General features: G+C 59.3%; 19 protein-coding genes and 1 tRNA gene. 10 read left to right on the top strand and 10 right to left on the bottom strand.

All coding sequences use genetic code 11. The features are described 5' to 3' along the window. Positions 1-218 precede the first annotated feature (218 nt). The 8 genes from aguB (at position 219) to BLU46_RS14580 (ending at position 6,861) form a co-directional block, all read left to right on the top strand. Positions 219-1,097, top strand: a complete 879-nt coding sequence (gene aguB, locus BLU46_RS14615) for an N-carbamoylputrescine amidase (protein ID WP_093202809.1) — start codon at positions 219-221, stop codon at positions 1,095-1,097. Positions 1,098-1,103: 6 nt separating this feature from the next. Next, positions 1,104-2,210: an agmatine deiminase gene (aguA, locus tag BLU46_RS14610; protein ID WP_093202804.1), complete on the top strand. Its 1,107-nt coding sequence runs from the start codon at positions 1,104-1,106 to the stop codon at positions 2,208-2,210. 243 nt (positions 2,211-2,453) lie between these two features. Beyond that, positions 2,454-2,666, top strand: a complete 213-nt coding sequence (locus BLU46_RS14605; protein ID WP_017478139.1) for a hypothetical protein — start codon at positions 2,454-2,456, stop codon at positions 2,664-2,666. Positions 2,667-2,779: 113 nt separating this feature from the next. Next, positions 2,780-3,487, top strand: coding sequence for a DsbA family protein (locus tag BLU46_RS14600; RefSeq protein ID WP_093202795.1), 708 nt, complete (start codon positions 2,780-2,782; stop codon positions 3,485-3,487). A gap of 272 nt (positions 3,488-3,759) precedes the next feature. Continuing rightward, entirely contained in the window at positions 3,760-5,055 is a 1,296-nt protein-coding gene (locus BLU46_RS14595) for an OprD family porin (protein ID WP_063033566.1), read from the top strand. A gap of 201 nt (positions 5,056-5,256) precedes the next feature. After that, complete coding sequence (locus tag BLU46_RS14590; RefSeq protein ID WP_003218111.1) at positions 5,257-5,472, top strand: tautomerase family protein; 216 nt, start codon at positions 5,257-5,259, stop codon at positions 5,470-5,472. Next, a complete protein-coding gene (locus BLU46_RS14585; protein ID WP_063033565.1) occupies positions 5,469-6,119 on the top strand; it encodes a DsbA family oxidoreductase in 651 nt (216 codons plus the stop codon). The genes BLU46_RS14590 and BLU46_RS14585 overlap by 4 nt, the downstream gene beginning before the upstream one ends. Before the next feature lie 31 nt (positions 6,120-6,150). Continuing rightward, positions 6,151-6,861: an SDR family NAD(P)-dependent oxidoreductase gene (locus BLU46_RS14580; RefSeq protein ID WP_063033564.1), complete on the top strand. Its 711-nt coding sequence runs from the start codon at positions 6,151-6,153 to the stop codon at positions 6,859-6,861. Between the two features lie 167 nt (positions 6,862-7,028). Here the strand turns inward: BLU46_RS14580 and BLU46_RS14575 are convergent, their stop codons facing one another. From BLU46_RS14575 to BLU46_RS14560, 3 genes are all read right to left on the bottom strand, one after another. Continuing rightward, positions 7,029-7,310: a DUF3077 domain-containing protein gene (locus BLU46_RS14575; RefSeq protein WP_063033563.1), complete on the bottom strand. Its 282-nt coding sequence runs from the start codon at positions 7,308-7,310 to the stop codon at positions 7,029-7,031. 682 nt (positions 7,311-7,992) lie between these two features. Further along, positions 7,993-8,068, bottom strand: a tRNA-Thr gene (locus BLU46_RS14565). A 168-nt stretch (positions 8,069-8,236) separates the two neighbouring features. After that, a complete protein-coding gene (locus BLU46_RS14560; RefSeq protein ID WP_063033525.1) occupies positions 8,237-8,473 on the bottom strand; it encodes a DUF2790 domain-containing protein in 237 nt (78 codons plus the stop codon). A 372-nt stretch (positions 8,474-8,845) separates the two neighbouring features. Between BLU46_RS14560 and bcsQ the strand changes: the two genes are divergently transcribed. Then, complete coding sequence (gene bcsQ, locus BLU46_RS14555; protein ID WP_093202790.1) at positions 8,846-9,787, top strand: cellulose biosynthesis protein BcsQ; 942 nt, start codon at positions 8,846-8,848, stop codon at positions 9,785-9,787. Between the two features lie 242 nt (positions 9,788-10,029). Here the strand turns inward: bcsQ and BLU46_RS14550 are convergent, their stop codons facing one another. From BLU46_RS14550 to BLU46_RS14530, 5 genes are all read right to left on the bottom strand, one after another. Further along, complete coding sequence (locus BLU46_RS14550; RefSeq protein WP_093202786.1) at positions 10,030-11,244, bottom strand: methyltransferase; 1,215 nt, start codon at positions 11,242-11,244, stop codon at positions 10,030-10,032. Next, positions 11,225-11,914 (bottom strand): ABC transporter permease, encoded by a 690-nt coding sequence (locus BLU46_RS14545; protein ID WP_026078053.1) that lies wholly within the window; start codon positions 11,912-11,914, stop codon positions 11,225-11,227. The genes BLU46_RS14550 and BLU46_RS14545 overlap by 20 nt, the downstream gene beginning before the upstream one ends. Before the next feature lie 38 nt (positions 11,915-11,952). After that, on the bottom strand, positions 11,953-12,648 hold the full coding sequence (locus tag BLU46_RS14540) for an ABC transporter permease (protein WP_093202781.1): 696 nt from the start codon (positions 12,646-12,648) through the stop codon (positions 11,953-11,955). 73 nt (positions 12,649-12,721) lie between these two features. After that, positions 12,722-13,474, bottom strand: coding sequence for an ABC transporter substrate-binding protein (locus tag BLU46_RS14535; protein WP_063033521.1), 753 nt, complete (start codon positions 13,472-13,474; stop codon positions 12,722-12,724). 13 nt (positions 13,475-13,487) lie between these two features. Then, the gene (locus tag BLU46_RS14530) at positions 13,488-14,261 is read right to left on the bottom strand and encodes an ABC transporter ATP-binding protein (protein ID WP_017478155.1); all 774 of its coding nucleotides are present in this window, start codon (positions 14,259-14,261) and stop codon (positions 13,488-13,490) included. Positions 14,262-14,815: 554 nt separating this feature from the next. On the opposite strand from BLU46_RS14530, the gene gabP reads away from it, so the two are divergent. After that, positions 14,816-16,207: a GABA permease gene (gabP, locus tag BLU46_RS14525; protein ID WP_093202776.1), complete on the top strand. Its 1,392-nt coding sequence runs from the start codon at positions 14,816-14,818 to the stop codon at positions 16,205-16,207. Positions 16,208-16,348: 141 nt separating this feature from the next. Here the strand turns inward: gabP and BLU46_RS14520 are convergent, their stop codons facing one another. Next, a complete protein-coding gene (locus BLU46_RS14520) occupies positions 16,349-16,762 on the bottom strand; it encodes a hypothetical protein (protein ID WP_063033519.1) in 414 nt (137 codons plus the stop codon). Positions 16,763-16,835: 73 nt separating this feature from the next. Continuing rightward, on the bottom strand, positions 16,836-17,756 hold the full coding sequence (locus tag BLU46_RS14515; RefSeq protein WP_093202771.1) for an alpha/beta hydrolase family protein: 921 nt from the start codon (positions 17,754-17,756) through the stop codon (positions 16,836-16,838). Positions 17,757-17,758: the final 2 nt, after the last annotated feature.

The following is a 17,758-nucleotide window of genomic DNA, read 5'->3' as shown; positions in this document are numbered from 1 at the left end:
AAAGACTCCGGGGGGCGTCACATGTTGCTCGCCACGTTGATTCATCGCGCCAGTCTGCCATGCCCGCACGTCGGGCCGGGGAGGGGGCTATAACAATAAACTCGATTGTTATCGGTAAACTTTGAACATTTTTCGATAAACGGATATTTATTAGCTTCAAAAGCCGATTTTTATCCGCTATAAAGGCGTCCACTTGCCCGCCGCCGAGGAGATGATTCATGAGCCGTATCGTTACCGTTGCCGCGACCCAGATGGCCTGTTCCTGGGACCTTGAAGCCAATCTCGAGACCGCTGAAAGGCTGGTGCGTGAGGCCGCAGCCAAGGGCGCGCAGATCATCCTGATCCAGGAGCTGTTCGAGGCGCCGTACTTCTGCCAGAAGCCGAACCCGGACTACCTGCAACTGGCGACCACGGTTGAAGACAACATCGCGATCAAGCACTTCCGGAAAGTCGCCCGGGAATTGCAGGTGGTGCTGCCCATCAGTTTCTATGAACTGGCCGGCCGCGCGCGTTTCAACAGCATCGCGATCATCGATGCCGACGGCTCCAACCTCGGGATTTATCGGAAAAGCCACATCCCGGACGGCCCGGGCTACCATGAAAAGTATTACTTCAACCCAGGTGACACCGGCTTCAAGGTGTGGAATACCCGCTACGCGAAGATCGGCGTGGGCATCTGCTGGGACCAGTGGTTCCCGGAGGCCGCCCGCAGCATGGCGCTGCAAGGCGCGGAAATCCTGTTCTACCCGACCGCCATCGGCAGCGAGCCCCATGACAAGACAATTTCGTCCCGCGCCCACTGGCAGCGGGTACAGCAAGGCCATGCCGGTGCCAACCTGATGCCGCTGGTCGCCAGCAACCGCATCGGCAATGAAGAGCAGGACGGCTACGACATCACCTTCTATGGCTCGTCATTTATCGCCAACCAGTTCGGCGAAAAAGTTGCAGAACTCAACGAAACCGAAGAGGGCATCCTGGTGCACCACTTCGACCTCGATGAGCTTGAACACATCCGCAGCGCCTGGGGTTCGTTCCGCGACCGCCGTCCGAACCTGTATGGTGCGCTTAAAACCCTCGACGGTTCCCTGGAGTCCTGAATCGCCATGACCACTTTGCACAGCACCCCCCGCGCCGACGGCTTCTACATGCCTGCCGAATGGGCGCCACAGACCCAAACCTGGATGATCTGGCCCGAGCGTCCGGACAACTGGCGCCTGGGCGGCAAGCCAGCGCAAGCCGCCCACGTGGCGGTGGCCAAGGCCATTGCACGCTTTGAGCCGGTGACCGTAGCGGTCTCGGCCGGCCAGTACGAAAATGCCCGGGCGCGCCTGGACGTGCCGAATATCCGCCTAGTGGAAATGTCCAGCGACGACGCCTGGGTACGTGATACCGGGCCGACCTTTTTGATCAACAACAGCGGCGAAGTGCGTGGCGTGAACTGGGATTTCAACGCCTGGGGCGGCTTCGACGGCGGCCTGTATTCGCCGTGGAACCGCGACTCCCAGGTGGGCGGCAAGATCCTCGAGATCGAACGCAGCCCGCGTTACCGCACCGAGGGTTTTGTGCTGGAAGGCGGTTCGATCCACGTCGACGGCGAAGGCACCCTGATCACCACCGAAGAATGCCTGCTCAACCGCAATCGCAACCCGCACCTTCAGCGTGAGGAAATCGAAGCGGTACTCAGCGCCAATCTGGCGGTGGATAAGATCATCTGGCTGCCGGATGGCCTGTTCAACGACGAAACCGACGGGCATGTGGATAACTTCTGCTGCTACGTGCGCCCGGGCGAAGTGTTGCTCGCCTGGACCGACGAGCCGCAAGACCCGAACTACGCACGCTGCCATGCCGCCATGGACGTGCTGCAAAGCAGCACCGACGCCCAGGGCCGCTCGTTCACAGTGCATAAAATGCCGATCCCGGGGCCGCTGTACGCCACCGAGGAAGAATGCGCCGGTGTCGACCCGGTAGACGGCACCCAAGAACGCAATCCCACGGTGCGGTTGGCGGGTTCCTACGTCAACTTCCTGATCGTCAACGGCGGCATCATCGCGCCGAGCTTCGATGACCCGCTGGACAGCCGCGCCAGGGAGATCCTGCAGAGCCTGTTCCCGCAGCACGAAGTGGTGATGGTGCCGGGCCGCGAACTGTTACTGGGGGGCGGCAATATCCACTGCCTGACCCAGCAACAGCCGGCCCCGCACAAAAACTGAGTGCACTTGTAACAGCCTGATGCCGGGTTGAACGGCAATCGAGCGCGCTACGGTATGCGCGCTCACACCAAGCCCACGGCCCGTCAGGTTCGTGGGCTTTTTTGTGTCCAGGTCCCCACAAACCGGGCACATTGGCATAGCTCTTGTATCGCTGTTGGGACATAGAGCACGGTGTATGACTAAGCGGTTCTGTCATAAACCTTGAGTAAGTTAGCCGCTCAAGCAGTCGGAGAGAGCGCTGAAATGAATGCCGATATCAACCTGATGTACACGCGCACGTTCCACCCTTTGCGGGTGAACGGTGACGCGATTCATGCGCTGGCGCTCTGGTTGAAGGAAAACGGTTCGAGGCAGATCAGGACGCCCGACCCGCGCCGGGTGATGAGCGAACGGTACCCGGTGGGGTTGTTCAGCGAGGATGAAGTGCAGGCGTTGTGTGAGTTGATGCAAGACTGAAGAGGAGAGGGATATTCGACCGATTCTCGAAACAGTCTGAAAGCCAATCCAGGGTTTTTCCTAACTGTGCGTGAGACTAATCTGGCGGGCATCAACGTCCATCGGAGCCCGTCATGTCGGCAGCCACGCTTCACTACATTTACGACCCGCTGTGCGGTTGGTGTTACGGCGCCGAGCCGCTGCTGAACGCCGCCCGCAGCGTGTTACCGATCCAGTTGCACGGCGGCGGCATGATGACCGGCGCCAATCGCCAATCCGTATCGCCACAGTTGCGTGACTACGTCATGCCTCATGACCGGCGCATCGCCGAGTACACCGGGCAACCGTTTGGCGAGGCGTATTTCGAAGGCCTGCTGCGGGACCACGACGCGGTGTTCGACTCCGCCCCGCCGATCAGCGCCGTGCTGACCGCAGAAAAAATCGCAGGTCGAGGCCTTGAACTGCTGGCACGTTTGCAAACGGCCCACTACGTCGAAGGTCGCCGAATCGCCGATCACGATGTGCTGCTGACCCTGGCCGAATCCATCGGTTTGGATCCCCGTGCCTTCAACGCCGCCTTCAATGAAATCCTGGGTGCTGAAACTCAAGCGCACATCAACGACAGCCGCCAATGGCTGGCAAAAATCGGCGGCCAGGGCTTTCCCACGTTGGCCTTGGAGCAGAATGGCCAGCTGCAATTGCTCGACATCAGCCCTTGGCTGGGCAAGCCCGAAGCCTTTTCTGAATGGCTGAGACAAAGAGTCGCAATTTCGATTCAACCCACCCAATCGAGTGCACCAATGTGTGGCCTGCAGGGGTGTGAAGATCCAAGAAGCGCTTGATAGAGCCTTGCGCGATGATGGCTATTTAATGTTTCTTAGACTTTTTTAGCCTAAATACAGAAGATTCACGAAATTGACACACAGTAAAGGGCGCGGATAGGATTCGCCCCAACGCCTGTGGCTAACCGCCATGACTTCTCCAATAAAAAAAGGCCCGCGGCATATTCAGTCGTCCGCGGGCCTTTTTTTATCTGGGAGAGTCGACACCAGAAAAGCAACACGGAGCCTGGTGTCACAGCGCGTACTCAACCAGTAATAAGGAATATAAGAAAATGTTGAAGCAACGGATGGGGCTGATCGCTCTGGGGATTTTGAGCGCTACGCAAGCAATGGCTGACGACCAATCCCAATCGAAGGGTTTTGTTGAAGACAGCCACCTGAACATCGCGGCACGCAACGCGTACATCAGCCGCGACTACAAAAACGGCAAGCAAGACAAAGCCGAATGGGGCCAGGGCTTCATCGGCAAGTTCGAGTCCGGCTTCACCCAAGGCACCGTCGGTGTGGGTGTGGACGTGATCGGTCAATACGCCATTCGCCTGGATGGTGGTAAAGGTCGCAGCGGCGCGGGTGGCATCAACTTCTTCAAGCAAGGCGACAGCGGCGAAGCGGCAAGCGACCTGGCCAAGGGCGGCGCAGCCGTCAAGGCGCGCATCTCCAACACCGTGATCAAATACGGTCAGCAGATGCCAGCCGTGCCGGTCCTGGAATACGACAACTCCCGTCTGTTGTCGGAAACCTACGAAGGTACTTCGATCGTTTCCAAAGAGATCGCTGGCCTGCAACTGGACGCTGGTCACTTCACCAAGCAAGCCCAGAAGGGTGCTGAAGGCAGCGACAGCGGCCATCTGAAAAGCATCAACTACATCGGTGGCAGCTACAAATTCACCGAAAGCCTGTCGGCTGCACTGTACGCCTCCGACATGGAAGACGTGCTGAAGAAACAATACGTCAACGTCAACTACGTGCTGGCCCTGCCAGAAAAACAATCGTTGACCTTCGACTTCAACGGCTACAAAACCAAGCTGGACAAGAGCTTCGCCCAGCTGACCCAAGGCGATGCTGACGCCCGTGACAACAACATCTGGAGCCTCGGCGCCACCTGGGCCGTTGGCCCGCACAGCTTCACCCTGGCCCACCAGCGCAGCACCGGTGACACCGGTTACCTGTACGGCGGCTATCGCAACAACACCAAGGACAGCGGCATCGGCGACGGTGGCAACACCATCCTGTTGGCCAACTCCTACTGGTCTGACTTCAACGGCAAGGACGAGCGCTCCTGGCAAGCAGGCTATGGCCTGGACTTCAGCGCCTTCGGCGTGCCTGGCCTGACCTACAACATCGCCTACGTGCGCGGCACCAACATTGACGACGGTTCCAACCGCGGCAGTGGCACCGAGCGTGAGATCTTCAATCAGTTCAAATACGTGGTACAAAGCGGCCCGGCTAAAGACCTGAGCCTGCGTGCCCGTGCGTCGTGGTTGCGCGTTTCCAACAACGCCAGCAACTACAACGTGGGTGGTAACGAAATCCGCCTGTTCGCCGACTACCCGATCAACGTTTTCTAATTGATTCGGCGTCGCGCCTGATTCAAGGCGATAAAAAACCCCGACTGGTTCGGGGTTTTTTTATGCCTGCGGTTCGGGCTATTGATTACACCGCATCACTAATGAAGTACTCCGCTCCACCTTTATCCACTTCAAGCAACCTCATAAATTGGCCTCACTGCCTGCCCACCACACCGATGGGCACGTCACTGGAGCCTTGCCATGCCATTTGTCAGCGTACGTATCACCCGCGACGGCGTCACCTCGGAGCAGAAAGCCCAGGTCATTGCCGAAATCACCGAAACCCTCGAGCGCGTCCTTAACAAACGCCCCGACCTGACCCACATCGTCATCGAGGAAGTCGACACCGATAACTGGGGCTACGCCGGCATCACCACCACCCAGTACCGCAAGCAGCTCGCGGAAAATCCGTCATGAGCACGCCCGTCACCATCGACTTCATCTCCGACGTGGTCTGCCCATGGTGCGCCCTGGGCGCCACTGCCCTGGAACAAGCCATCGACAACCTGGCGGGCGAAGTGAAGGTTGAACTGACCTTCAAACCCTTCGAACTCAACCCCGACATGCCGGCCGAAGGTGAAAACGCCGTCGCCCACATGATGCGCAAATACGGGCGCAGCGCTGAAGAAGTTGCCAGCGGGAAGAGAATGCTGATGGAGCGCGGCGCGGCGATCGGCTTCACCTTCGACCTGGAAAAACGCAGCCACTTCTACAACACCTTCGACGCTCATCGGTTGCTGTTTTGGGCGTTGCAGCAAGGGCGACAGATCGAGCTGAAAAAGGCGCTGCTGCATGGGTATTTCACCGATGGCCAAAACGTCAGCGACCACGAAACCCTGGCCCGTTTAGCCGCCGAAGCCGGGCTGGAAATCGAAGGCGCACGACGGGTGCTGGGCTCTGCCGCCTACGGCAATGAAGTGCGCGAGCTTGAAGCGTTCTACCGCGAGCACGGCATCAACTCCGTACCGGCCATGGTCCTCAACGGCCGCCAGTTGGTCTCCGGATCGCAATCCGTCAGTTACTACGAACAGATGCTGCGGGAAATGTCCGCCGCGGCTGCTTGAACCATCCCCTTTTCTATATAGAGGTTTCATCATGAGCAATTCGAAAAAAGTCGTTGTGATTACCGGCGCATCCCAAGGCCTCGGCGCGGCTGCGGTCAAGGCTTACCGCGAGCTGGATTACCGCGTGGTTGCCACCTCCCGGTCGATCAAACCGTCGACGGATCCGGACATCCTCACCGTGGCGGGCGACATCGCCCACCCGGCCACCGCCGAGCGCGTGATCCGCGAAGGCGTGGCGCGTTTTGGCCGCATCGACAGCCTGATCAACAACGCCGGCATCTTCGTCGCCAAACCCTTCACCAGCTACACCCACGAAGACTACGTGAACGTGCTGGCCGTGAACCTCAACGGGTTCTTCTACATCACCCAACTGGCGATTACCGAGATGCTGAAACAGGGCGCCGGGCACATCGTCAACATCACCACCAGCCTGGTGGACCACGCGATTGATGGCGTGCCCTCGGTGCTGGCTTCGCTGACCAAAGGCGGACTGAACTCGGCGACCAAATCCCTGGCGATTGAATACGCCAAGCGCGGGATTCGCGTGAACGCGGTGAGCCCAGGGATTATCAAGACGCCGATGCATGGCGAAGAGACGCATGCGGCGTTGGGAAGCCTGCATCCGGTTGGGCATATGGGAGAGGCGCGGGATATTGCGCAGGCGATTGTCTACCTGGAATCGGCTGGGTTTGTGACAGGGGAAATTCTGCATGTGGATGGTGGGCAGAGTGCTGGGCACTAAGCGATACGGCTGAATAAAAAACGCCCCAAACCGTGATGGTTCGGGGCGTTTTCGTGGGTGACGGCTTCAAGCCAGGCACTCTAGAACAAACAACAAAGATCAAATGTGGGAGCCGGGCTTGCCCGCGATGGCGATGGCCCAGCCAACACATCCACAACCTGACACACCTACAGATTATTGCCCGGCGACTCCAACACCTTCACCACATCATCAATCACCGCCTTGCTCATCTCTTGCAGATAGTGCGAAGCCCAGGCGTATCGGTCCGTATTCCGAATCATCGCCGCATCTTCTGCCAGCAGCTTGGCCACATGCAGCAAATCGGAAACGTGAGACAGCGCTTCCCGCAGGGAAACCCCGCTGTTAACGCGGAACAAAGGCTGATCAGAGTGAAACGAGAAAGGGGTAACGCCGAGGGTAGTGAAGCCAGACGGATTTGGAGCGCTCATCGGTAAAACTCCCATATCAAGTGAGAGCTACCACGTTCGTTATCAGGCGAATGGGTGGCAGCTGTGCGCAGGCTGATAAACCGGAGATACAGGAACCCGGCAGACCCGAAGGTCTCCCACGCACAGCCGCCATTGCACGAAATGGTGGGCGTAAAAAAACGCCTGCACATCGTGGTTGTGGGGCGCTGTTGCGCCTGCATCTTGCCGGGTTATCAGGCCCGGTCGCTGAATTTGCAGCGACCGGAGGAGGGTAGCGTGGTGGTGGGGTGGGCGCAACAGGGGAAATAGTTGTTTGGTTTTGCTGCCGCAATGTTCGGTTTTGGGGATGGGAAGATGAGTCTGTCGCGTTTTCTCAGGAAGCGGAGCTTGAAGGGCTGGTGCGCCATTTCTACCGCCCGTTCCGGACGCAAAATCATGCTGCTCGTGCGGTATGCTTTTTTAAGCGTGAAGGGGCCGGATTTATTTATCGCTCTGCACGGTTCCGCCTAAACCCAAAATCTCGCATACAAAGATCGATGCGAGCGTGGTTACAGGAGTCGGGGCTTTCGAAAGGTTTGCAGAGGGGCGTGGGAGCAGGTAGGTGATCAGCAGGAAAGTAGTGAGGCTGCCAGATCAGGATCTGCGGTAGGGACACCCCAGAAACAACAAAGCCCTCACATTTCTGCGAGGGCTTCGTTTTATATGGTGCCGGCACCAGGAGTCGAACCCGGGACCTACTGATTACAAGTCAGTTGCTCTACCAACTGAGCTATACCGGCGTGTTAGGGCGACGATTATAGCGATTGGCAAGCTCCTGTAAACCCCTGAATTCTGACTATTTTTGCAGGTACAGAGGTTTTCTTGCATCCAGCTCATTTTGACCACTGGGGATGGCTTCCTCAGCCCGAAGGCCATCCAGCGTCAGCCCGTATAAGAATGTGCATCGATCAGCTGCCTTCGTTACACGAATCCGCAAACTTCATGTACTCAAACACCCGCTTCTGCCCATGGGAATCCAGGTAGGTCATCCGCGCATTCACCACGCCGCATGCCGCGCCGCCATCGTCCACGGTCGACAGCACTTGCTGAATATCCAGCTTGGGGCTGGCCTCGGCCTGGGCCGAGAAGGCGGCGATGTTGAGCAAGGCAAACAAACCGCTGGCGATGAAGGTGTTCCGGTTCATGGTGGTGTCCTCTGAGGTCCAATAGGAGTGTGTTGCGTTGGAGCCTATTGAGCGCCTGGGAGGTATCCGCCCTGTGTCATGCACCTCGGGGTTTTGCCTCGGCATGTATAGGAGATGGATTTCATACAACTTGATACACGAGCACCGCCATCAGAGGTATTTGCGGACATTCTCCGATGCGGCGAAGACTAGTCATTAAATTGACCATTTACCGTTCGTCGTAAAGATTTCTTCAGAAACACCAAAATAATGACACTTTCATTCCTTTGTCACAGAATGCGTACACAAAGGCGCCCACAAAAAGACCTGCGGTAAGCATCAGTACAGCTGACCTTTCACGTCTTTAAGATGCGTCGTGATGGAGTGTTGGCGATGAGCCGTACTGACGAACTTTTTGAGTTGTTTAATAAGACAACTGCCAATGATGTCCAGGGAATGGATTCGATGCTGCAATTCTTCGAAGACATGCCCATCGACGACAGCGCCAGTCTCAACATGGGCAGCGGCGCGTCGTTCTCCCGGCATTCCCCCTGTGCCAACGAGCAGTCCCGCGAAGCCGCGACCATTCGTGCGAATGTGGTGGCGCTGGTGTCGGTCAACGGCGGCGTCGGTCGCAGCACCCTGGCCACGGCGCTGAGCAGCGGTTTGCAGCGACTGGGGCGGTCGGTGGTGGCGCTGGACCTGGACCCGCAAAATGCCCTCTATCACCATTTTGGCCTGAGCCACAGCTTGCCCGGCATCGGGCGCACCAGCCTGCAGAACGAGCGCTGGAGCCAGATCCTTCATTCGGGCTTCGCCGGTTGCCAGGTGATCACTTTTGGCGAAACCGATATCCGCCAACAGGAAGACCTGCAGCGTTGGCTCAAGCAGGAACCCCAGTGGTTGGCGCAGCACCTCTCGGCCCTCGGTCTGAGCGAGCAGGATACGGTGATCATCGACACCCCGGCGGGCAACAACGTCTACCTGCATCAGGCACTGAACGTGGCCGATGTGGTGCTGGTCATCGCCCAGGCGGATGCGGCCTCCCTCGGCACTCTGGAGCAGATGGAGCAGTTGCTGGCGCCACACGTTGATCGTCAGCCGGCGCTGCGGTGCCACTTTGTGATCAACCAACTCGACGAGACTTCCGGCTTCAGCCTGGACATGGTCGAGGTGTTCAAGAAGCGCCTGGGTGAAAACCTGCTGGAAGTGGTGCACCGGGATTCGGCGATCAGCGAGGCTCTGGCCTTTGGCAGCGACCCGCTGGATGGCGACGCCGCAAGCATGGCCTGTGACGATATCAACGAGCTTTGCCGCCTGTTGATTACCCGCTGAAAAGACCGGGTTATGCCGCTAACGCCAGATGCTTATGCACAATCGGTTGGTTCAACCTGTCACGAAACAGCAATTTTGCGGAGGCGTTCTCATCACGCTACAACTGCCTGTTTTGCGTGCGTTTTATTTTGTGAATAAAAAATGACCAGTCAGCATTTTGCCCTGTAAAGCTTGCCGCCAGGGCTCGCAACAGAATTCCATCAACAGACTTATCCACAGGGCACGCTGCGACAAATTGCCCTTTAATTGCGCTCGGCAAGCAGCATCAGGTTACGCGGGGTCAGCGGTGTTTCGCAGAAGCTGCCGACTTGAACCCTGTAGCCGTTTTCTTCGAGCAACAATGCCCGGTCCAGCACTAGCCACATTTCCAACGGGCGCCGAAACAAACCACGCAGCAATTCCAGGTTTCGCACGTGAGCCAAGCGCTGCCAGCCTTGAGCCTCCAGAACCGACCAATCCTGCTCGCCTGTGGATAATCCCTTGAGCACAGCCAGTTCCCGGCAGTAGTCGGCGAACGGCTTGGTCAGCCAGCTTGCAGGCAATGACGGGGTCGGCAGGTACTCGTCGCAACCGCGCAGCTGCCGCTGCAGCACATCAAAGCCCAACCGCCTGGCCATCGACGTATCGCGCTGCTGGCGTACGCGCGCGCCGGCGGTGACGGTTTCGCTCAGCGGCAGGCCGAGGTCCTCCACTGATAAACGTAGTGATGAAGCCTGGGCCGCAATCGACAGCGGCTGATATTCCTCGGCGCGGATGCGGTTGTAGCAGCAGGGCGCCACAGCCAGTTGCTGGCAGCCGGCGGCGCTGGCCAGCTGGAGCAGGCGTACATGCAAGTCGCCGCACGCATGCAGCGCGACCGGGGTTTGGTCGCGGCTGATCTGCACGTCGGCCATCACGTCTTGCAGGCGATGGGTGACGGGCAATCGATGGTGCTCGCTGAGTGTTTGGCCTGAAGCAATCAGTGCCGGGTCATATTCCAGGCAGGTCAGTTGCTGCCCGGGTTGCAGCAGGCGGCGGCCGAGGTGGCCCTTGCCGGCGCACCAGTCGAGCCAGTGTTGGGGTGTTTTAGAAAATTGCAGGGCGGCGCCGAAGGCTTCTATCTGCTGCCATTTGCGGCCGGGTACATCGACGTTTAAGCGGTGGTGGGCGGCCGGTAGCGCAGTGAACGGTAAGTTATCCACAGCACCGAGACTCAGCGACTGGGCCGCCAGCTCGGGAAACGGCGCGGGCGCCGGCAGGTTATGAGGTTGGTTATGGCTGCTTTCCGCCTCAGCCAGCGAGCGTTGGCGCAGCCAGTTGGCCAGCTCGGGATGCTGCGCTTCCCAGGGCAATTGCAGGTGGGTAAAGGGCCGTGGTCGCCACAGCCCTTGATGCTCGGTGAGAAACGCGTCCAGTGCCTGGAAGCGGGCGAGCAACGGCTCACCCGTCAACACGGCGTCAGCGCCCTTGGCAGGCATCGACCCGCAACCAGCGTTCCAGCAGCTTGAAGAAGCGCACCAAAACGTACGACATCAGCAGGTAGAACAACCCGGCAGCGAAGAAGATTTCCACCGGCAAGTAGGTGCGGGCAATGATCGTGCGGGCCATGCCGGTCAGTTCCAGCAAGGTCACGGTACTGGCCAGGGCGCTGGCCTTGAGCATCAGGATCACTTCGTTGCTGTAGGCCGGCAGGCCGATGCGCGCCGCACGTGGCAGGATGATATAGAACAGCGCCTTGGGCTTGGACATGCCCAGCGCCCGCGCCGCTTCGATTTCACCCGGCGGGATGGCCTGGATCGCGCCGCGCAGGATCTCGGCGATATAGGCGGCGGTGTGCAGGGTCATGGTGGCGGTGGCGCACCAGAACGGGTCCCGCAGGTACGGCCACATGAAGCTTTCACGCACGGCGTCGAACTGCGCCAGGCCGTAATACACCAGGAACAATTGCACCAGCAGCGGCGTGCCCCGGAAGAAAAAGATGTAGCAGTAGGGCAGGGTGCGCACGTACCACAGGCGCGAAGAACGCGCGATGCCCAACGGGATTGCCAGCAGCAGACCGGCGATCACGGCGATGGCCACCAGTTCCAGGGTCAGGGTCGCGCCCTGGGCCAACCGGGGCAGCCACTTGATGATGACGGCCCAGTTCAGGCCCAGGTCGAAATGCGACAGCCAGCTGTAGTCGCCACTCATTGCGTGCTCCTCGCAAAGCCGCGCGCGGCACGTTTTTCCAGGAAGTGCATGCCGGTCATCGCCAGGACGGTGAGGCCCAGGTACATGAAGGCCGCAACCATAAAGAAGGTGAAGGGCTGCTTGGTGACGGTCACGCCGATCTGCGCGTGGCGCATGATTTCTTCCAGGCCGATCACCGAGACCAGCGCGGTGTCCTTCATCAAAATCATGAACAGGTTGCCCAGTCCGGGCAGGGCGATGCGCCACATCTGCGGCATGATCAACCGGGTGAAGATCCGAAACTTCGACAGGCCCAGCGCGACACCGGCTTCACGGTGACCCTTGGGAATGGCGAGGATCGCGCCGCGGAACACTTCCGTGGCGTAGGCGCCAAAGCACAGGCCCAGGGCGATAACACCGGCGGCAAAGGCACTGAGGGACAGGTCGGGGTTGCCGAAATACTCCCCGAGGGAGCGCATCAGGTTGACCGTACCGAAGTAAATCAGCAGTACCCACAGCAGTTCCGGAATGCCGCGAACCAGGGTGGAGTAGGCGCCGCCAAGCCATTGCAGCGGCTTGTACGGGGATGTCTTGGCCAGGGCGCCGGCCAGGCCGAGCACCAGCCCGAGGCACAGGGCGGTGAGCGCCAGCTTGACGGTCATCAGCGCACCAGCGGCAAGCGCCGGGCCGAATCCGTAGAGGTCGAAATTCATGGTTTAGTCGTTTCGCAAGGCAAAGCTCAGGACCGGCGCACTCAAGCGAGCGCGCCGGGCAGGCCATTCAGAATCACTCGATACTGAAAGGGAAGTACTTGTCGTTGATCTTTTTGTAGGTGCCGTCGGCTTTGATTTCTGCCAGGGCTTTGTTCAAGCGCTCACGCAGTGGGTCGCCTTTGCGTACGGCGATACCGATCTTGTCACTCTCGACCACCGGGTCGCCCTTGAATTCGTAGGCGGAGCCGTCTTTGCTTTTCAGCCACTCGTACTGCACGTACTTGTCGGCCAACATCCCGTCCAGGCGGCCGGAAGTCAGGTCGAGGTAGGCGTTTTCCTGGGTGTCGTAGAGCTTGGCGGTGGTGTCCGGCAGCTTGTCTTCCAGGTAGGTGCCGGCCAGCGTCGCGCGTTGAGCACCGATGATCTTGCCCTTCAGGTAGTCCGCGTCGGTCTTGAAGTCCTTGGTGGCTTTAGGCGCGATGAACTGCAGCTTGTTGGAGTAGTACGGGTCGGTGAAGTCGACGGCCTGCTTGCGTTCATCGGTGATGGACAGCGAGGAGACCAGGAAGTCGAACTTCTTGGCGTTCAGGGCCGGGATGATGCCGTCCCAGTCCGAGACATACACTTCGCACTTCTCGACTTTCATCTTGGCGCACAGGGCGTCGCCGATGTCCTTGTCGAAGCCGACAACGTTGCCGCTGGCATCTTTATTGTTGAACGGCGGGTAGGCCGCTTCGATCCCCATTTTCAAAGTCTCGGCCATCGCCGTGGCGCTGAACGCCATCGAAACGGCGGCAGCCAGGAGGAATTTTTTATAGTTCTGCATGCATGTTGCTCCGTTAGCGGTTGCTGGACATGAATTGTTTGCAGCGCGCCGAAAGCGGGTTTTCAAACACCTGCTGTGGCGATCCTTGCTCTTCGACCAGGCCCTGGTGCAGGAACACCACTTCACTGGACACCTGGCGGGCGAAGCCCATTTCATGGGTGACCAGCAGCATGGTGCGGCCTTCTTCGGCCAGTGCGCGGATCACATTAAGTACTTCCTGAACCATTTCCGGGTCAAGGGCCGATGTCGGCTCGTCGAACAGGATGACTTTGGGCTGCATGGCCAGAGTGCGGGCGATCGCGGCGCGTTGCTGCTGGCCGCCGGACAGTTGCGCCGGGTAGGCGTGGCGCTTGTCGCTGATGCCGACCTTGGCCAGCAAGGCTTCGGCGATTTCGATGGCTTCGGCCTTGCTCTGGCCGAGCACGCGGCGCGGGGCCTCGATGATGTTGTCGAGGACGCTCATGTGCGGCCACAGGTTAAAGTTTTGAAACACAAAACCGATTTCGCTGCGCAGGCGGTTGATCTGTTTGCCGTCGGCGGCTACCAGCTCACCGTTTTTCGCGGCCTTGAGCTTGAGCTCTTCGCCAGCCACCAGGATTTGCCCCTGATGTGGGTTTTCCAGGAGGTTGATGCAGCGCAGGAACGTGGACTTGCCGGAACCGGAGGAACCCAGGATCGAGATCACATCGCCGTCGCGGGCGGTCAGCGAGATACCTTTAAGCACCTCCAGCTCACCATAGCGTTTATGCAAGTTGCGGATTTCAAGCGCGGGCGTGGCCTCAGCCATGTGCGGTCCTCATTGTGTTCATTGCGCTCCTGCTGTTGGCCCGCCTTCCTGGCGAGGCGCCAAGCTAGCATAGCGTTTGGATGACAGCCAACAGCCCTGCAGGCGGTAAACAGACGGTCTGCGGCAGGGTGTCGCATCGGCACAGCAGTGTGTCGCGCCATCAACAACCGAACAGCCGTTTGAACCCGGATGCCTACAGGCTTCGCGTAAAAAAGGGCGCGATGGTGCCAGCTTTGGCCGGGTGTTGGAAGGGTTAAACCGGCGAACGGTCCTTATCAGCCCTTTAATGGAGCGTCACGCACAATTTGTGTGTGTTTTTGGTGCGTCCGTTCGTACTTCAAGTGGGTCGCACAGTAACGCTATAGCGGAATGCCATTAGTGTCAGTGACTTACGAGAGCTGTTGAGTTTCCCTACAGGCCGCGTCAATCGCGGCCCTGTAACATTTTGGCGCAAATCTTGCGTAAAAAATAAAGAACGCCCCGTTGGTTTCTTTTCACGAGAAAGACGTCAGGCCGGGTGGACCGTATTCGCAATTCCTCGTAAAGGTGTGTCAATGAGTAGTACGCAAAGCTCCAATGACCTCGAACAGGGGCTCAAACCGCGTCACGTCACCATGCTGTCGATTGCCGGCGTTATCGGTGCCGGGTTGTTTGTCGGCTCCGGCCACGCGATTGCTGCCGCAGGCCCGGCCGTGCTGCTGGCGTATGCGGCCGCCGGTACGCTGGTGGTGTTGGTCATGCGCATGCTGGCCGAGATGGCCGTGGCATCCCCGGACACGGGTTCGTTCTCTACTTATGCCGACCGTGCGATTGGTCACTGGGCCGGTTTCACCATCGGCTGGCTTTATTGGTGGTTCTGGGTGCTGGTGATTCCGCTGGAAGCCAACGCCGCCGCGACCATCCTCCACGCCTGGTTTCCCAGCGTGGCGATCTGGGCATTCACCCTGATCATCACCTTGCTGCTGACCGCGACCAACCTGTTCAGCGTGAAGAACTACGGCGAGTTCGAGTTCTGGTTTGCGCTGATCAAAGTGGTGGCGATCATTGGCTTTGTGATCCTCGGCATCCTGGCGATTTTCGGCTTCTTGCCGGGCAGCCAGGTCAGCGGCGTTTCGCACCTGTTCGACACCCAGGGCTTCCTGCCAAACGGCATGGGCGCGGTGTTGGCGGCGATCCTGACCACGATGTTCTCGTTCATGGGCACCGAGATCGTGACCATCGCGGCCGCTGAATCGAAGAACCCTGGCCAGCAGATCTCCAAGGCCACCAATTCGGTGATCTGGCGGATCGGCTTGTTCTACCTGGTGTCGATCTTCATCGTCGTGGCCCTGGTGCCATGGAATGATCCTGCGCTGGCAGCGGTCGGTTCCTACCAGACGGTGCTGGAACGCATGGGCATCCCGAATGCCAAGCTGATCGTTGACCTGGTGGTGTTGGTGGCTGTGACCAGTTGCCTGAACTCGGCGCTGTACACCGCTTCACGCATGATGTTCTCCCTGGGCCGTCGCGGTGATGCACCGGCGGTGTCCAAGATCACCAACAAGAGCGGCACGCCTTACTGGGCGGTGTTGCTGTCTACCGGCGCGGCGTTCCTGGCGGTATTCGCCAACTACGTGGCCCCGGCGGCGGTGTTTGAATTCCTGCTGGCCAGCTCCGGCGCCATCGCGCTGCTGGTGTACTTGGTGATCGCCGTGTCGCAACTGCGCATGCGCCAGAAGCGCACGGAAGCGGGCGAGAAGATTGCCTTCAAGATGTGGCTGTTCCCGGGCCTGACGTATGCGGTGATCGTGTTCATCGTGGGCGTGCTGACGATCATGCTGTTCCAGGAAGCGCACCAGGTGGAGATCATGGCCACCGGGATTCTGAGCTTGCTGGTGGTTGCGGCCGGGCTGATGGTGTCGCGTCGGCGCAAGGGCCGGAAGATTGGGGCGGCGGTGCTGAATTGATGGATTGAAATACGATTCATCAAACACTGCAAAAAACTGTGGGAGCCGGGCTTGCCCGCGATGGCGGTGTGTCAGTCAACACATGTATCGACTGACACACCGCCATCGCGGGCAAGCCCGGCTCCCACATTTCGTTTTGTATCAGTCTTCGGAGCTAACCAGCGCCTGTGACGCCGCGACGTAATCGGCCTGGAACTCCGGCGATTCAATCCACGCCAGCGCTGCCGCTTCATCCTCGGTATCCGTGGCCCACTGGCGATACTCGATCAGTGCCGCGAGGATAAAGTCGGTCGCTTCCTCTTCACCTTCCTGCTCCAGCACCACCGCCAACAGCGGGTGCGCCAGGAACACCGCACACAGCGCCTGTTGGCTGGTTTCGCCAGCGGTGCGCATCTCCAGGAACAGCTCGGTCAAATCCACCGACTCAAGATCAATGCGGCTGTCATCGCCAGCAAAAGCATCCGGCTTGGTAGCGACGGCGCGCTGGGTGCGGTTCTGCTTGGCCTTGGCTTTTGCCCGGTGGGCGCGTTTTTGCTGCTTGTTCGGCGAGGCCATGGGCTCACGTCCTTGGTGTCAGGATCTGGGAATGGGGTATTGAAGCGCAGGTCTGGGGAAATCCCAAGGCTTTCTAAGTGCGATCCGTCACTTGGCGCCCCGGAGTGCCTTGGGCCAGCTCTCCCCGCTGTAGCCATGCCAGCGCAATCGGCCACAACCGATCCTGATACTGGCTGCGAAAGAACGCGAAATGCCCGACCTCTTTTTCGCCGATATCTTCAGGGGCGATCCGCAGATGCGTGCGCTCGCTGCCTTTGAAATAACCCAGCAGGCGCTCGATTGCCGCCACCGTGCCAAACGGATCATCGGTAATGCTGATCGCCAATACCTGTGCCTTCACCCGGGAAAACGGCAACTCACCCAAGGCCCGCCCGCTGGGGCGCTGTTCATAACCCGGCGTCGGCGTGCTCCAATCGCGTACCACACCCGCCGGCGTATCCTCGAGCCAGCCCATGCGCTTGCCCGGGAAGTAGCCAAAAAACGCAGTTATCAATGGCATCACCACATGCCATTTGGCAAACATCCGCCAGCGCCAGCTCGCCTCGTAGTCGCGCCAGTAGGCAAACTGCGCGCCTACCGTCACCAGGCGCCGAATTACCGCGCCGGAAGCCCCGAGTCCCGCCGCACATCCGCCAAAACTGTGCCCGACCACATCAATCGGCTGGCCAGCGAACTCCCGCTGTGCTCGCTGCAGGATCGCTTCGAAGTCCAGCACGCCCCAATCCGACCATGAGGCCTTGAACCCCTTCAGCGAGCCGCTGCGGGATTCGCCGATGCCGCGGTAGTCGTAGGTGATGACGTCGAAGCCATTGGCAAACAGGTAATCGGCAAACCGTGAGTAGTGACGGCAGCGTACAGAGGTGGCGGCGTTGATGATGACGACCGGGCGTTCAAAGTCTGTGCGCGGATGGCGCCACGTGAAGCCTCCGATGGAATGCCCATCGGCTGTGGGCTCGCGGAATGCTTCGGCTTGAGGTCGGATTGGCAGGTTCATGA

This window comes from Pseudomonas yamanorum (genome assembly GCF_900105735.1).
Taxonomy (GTDB): Bacteria; Pseudomonadota; Gammaproteobacteria; order Pseudomonadales; family Pseudomonadaceae; genus Aquipseudomonas; species Aquipseudomonas yamanorum.
The sequence above is the reverse complement of the archived record's forward strand: the minus strand, read 5'-3'. Positions and strand labels throughout refer to the sequence as shown.

Excerpts from the sequence above, each read along its gene's own strand:
- BLU46_RS14605 (WP_017478139.1), top strand. The coding sequence starts at position 2,454 with ATGAATGCCGATATCAACCTGATGTACACGCGCACGTTCCACCCTTTG.
- BLU46_RS14530 (WP_017478155.1), bottom strand. The coding sequence starts at position 14,261 with ATGGCTGAGGCCACGCCCGCGCTTGAAATCCGCAACTTGCATAAACGC.
- BLU46_RS14585 (WP_063033565.1), top strand. The coding sequence starts at position 5,469 with ATGAGCACGCCCGTCACCATCGACTTCATCTCCGACGTGGTCTGCCCA.
- BLU46_RS14590 (WP_003218111.1), top strand. The coding sequence starts at position 5,257 with ATGCCATTTGTCAGCGTACGTATCACCCGCGACGGCGTCACCTCGGAG.
- BLU46_RS14595 (WP_063033566.1), top strand. The coding sequence starts at position 3,760 with ATGTTGAAGCAACGGATGGGGCTGATCGCTCTGGGGATTTTGAGCGCT.
- BLU46_RS14575 (WP_063033563.1), bottom strand. The coding sequence starts at position 7,310 with ATGAGCGCTCCAAATCCGTCTGGCTTCACTACCCTCGGCGTTACCCCT.
- BLU46_RS14520 (WP_063033519.1), bottom strand. The coding sequence starts at position 16,762 with ATGGCCTCGCCGAACAAGCAGCAAAAACGCGCCCACCGGGCAAAAGCC.
- BLU46_RS14550 (WP_093202786.1), bottom strand. The coding sequence starts at position 11,244 with ATGCCTGCCAAGGGCGCTGACGCCGTGTTGACGGGTGAGCCGTTGCTC.
- aguA (WP_093202804.1), top strand. The coding sequence starts at position 1,104 with ATGACCACTTTGCACAGCACCCCCCGCGCCGACGGCTTCTACATGCCT.
- aguB (WP_093202809.1), top strand. The coding sequence starts at position 219 with ATGAGCCGTATCGTTACCGTTGCCGCGACCCAGATGGCCTGTTCCTGG.
- BLU46_RS14515 (WP_093202771.1), bottom strand. The coding sequence starts at position 17,756 with ATGAACCTGCCAATCCGACCTCAAGCCGAAGCATTCCGCGAGCCCACA.
- BLU46_RS14560 (WP_063033525.1), bottom strand. The coding sequence starts at position 8,473 with ATGAACCGGAACACCTTCATCGCCAGCGGTTTGTTTGCCTTGCTCAAC.
- BLU46_RS14535 (WP_063033521.1), bottom strand. The coding sequence starts at position 13,474 with ATGCAGAACTATAAAAAATTCCTCCTGGCTGCCGCCGTTTCGATGGCG.
- BLU46_RS14540 (WP_093202781.1), bottom strand. The coding sequence starts at position 12,648 with ATGAATTTCGACCTCTACGGATTCGGCCCGGCGCTTGCCGCTGGTGCG.
- bcsQ (WP_093202790.1), top strand. The coding sequence starts at position 8,846 with ATGAGCCGTACTGACGAACTTTTTGAGTTGTTTAATAAGACAACTGCC.
- BLU46_RS14600 (WP_093202795.1), top strand. The coding sequence starts at position 2,780 with ATGTCGGCAGCCACGCTTCACTACATTTACGACCCGCTGTGCGGTTGG.
- gabP (WP_093202776.1), top strand. The coding sequence starts at position 14,816 with ATGAGTAGTACGCAAAGCTCCAATGACCTCGAACAGGGGCTCAAACCG.
- BLU46_RS14580 (WP_063033564.1), top strand. The coding sequence starts at position 6,151 with ATGAGCAATTCGAAAAAAGTCGTTGTGATTACCGGCGCATCCCAAGGC.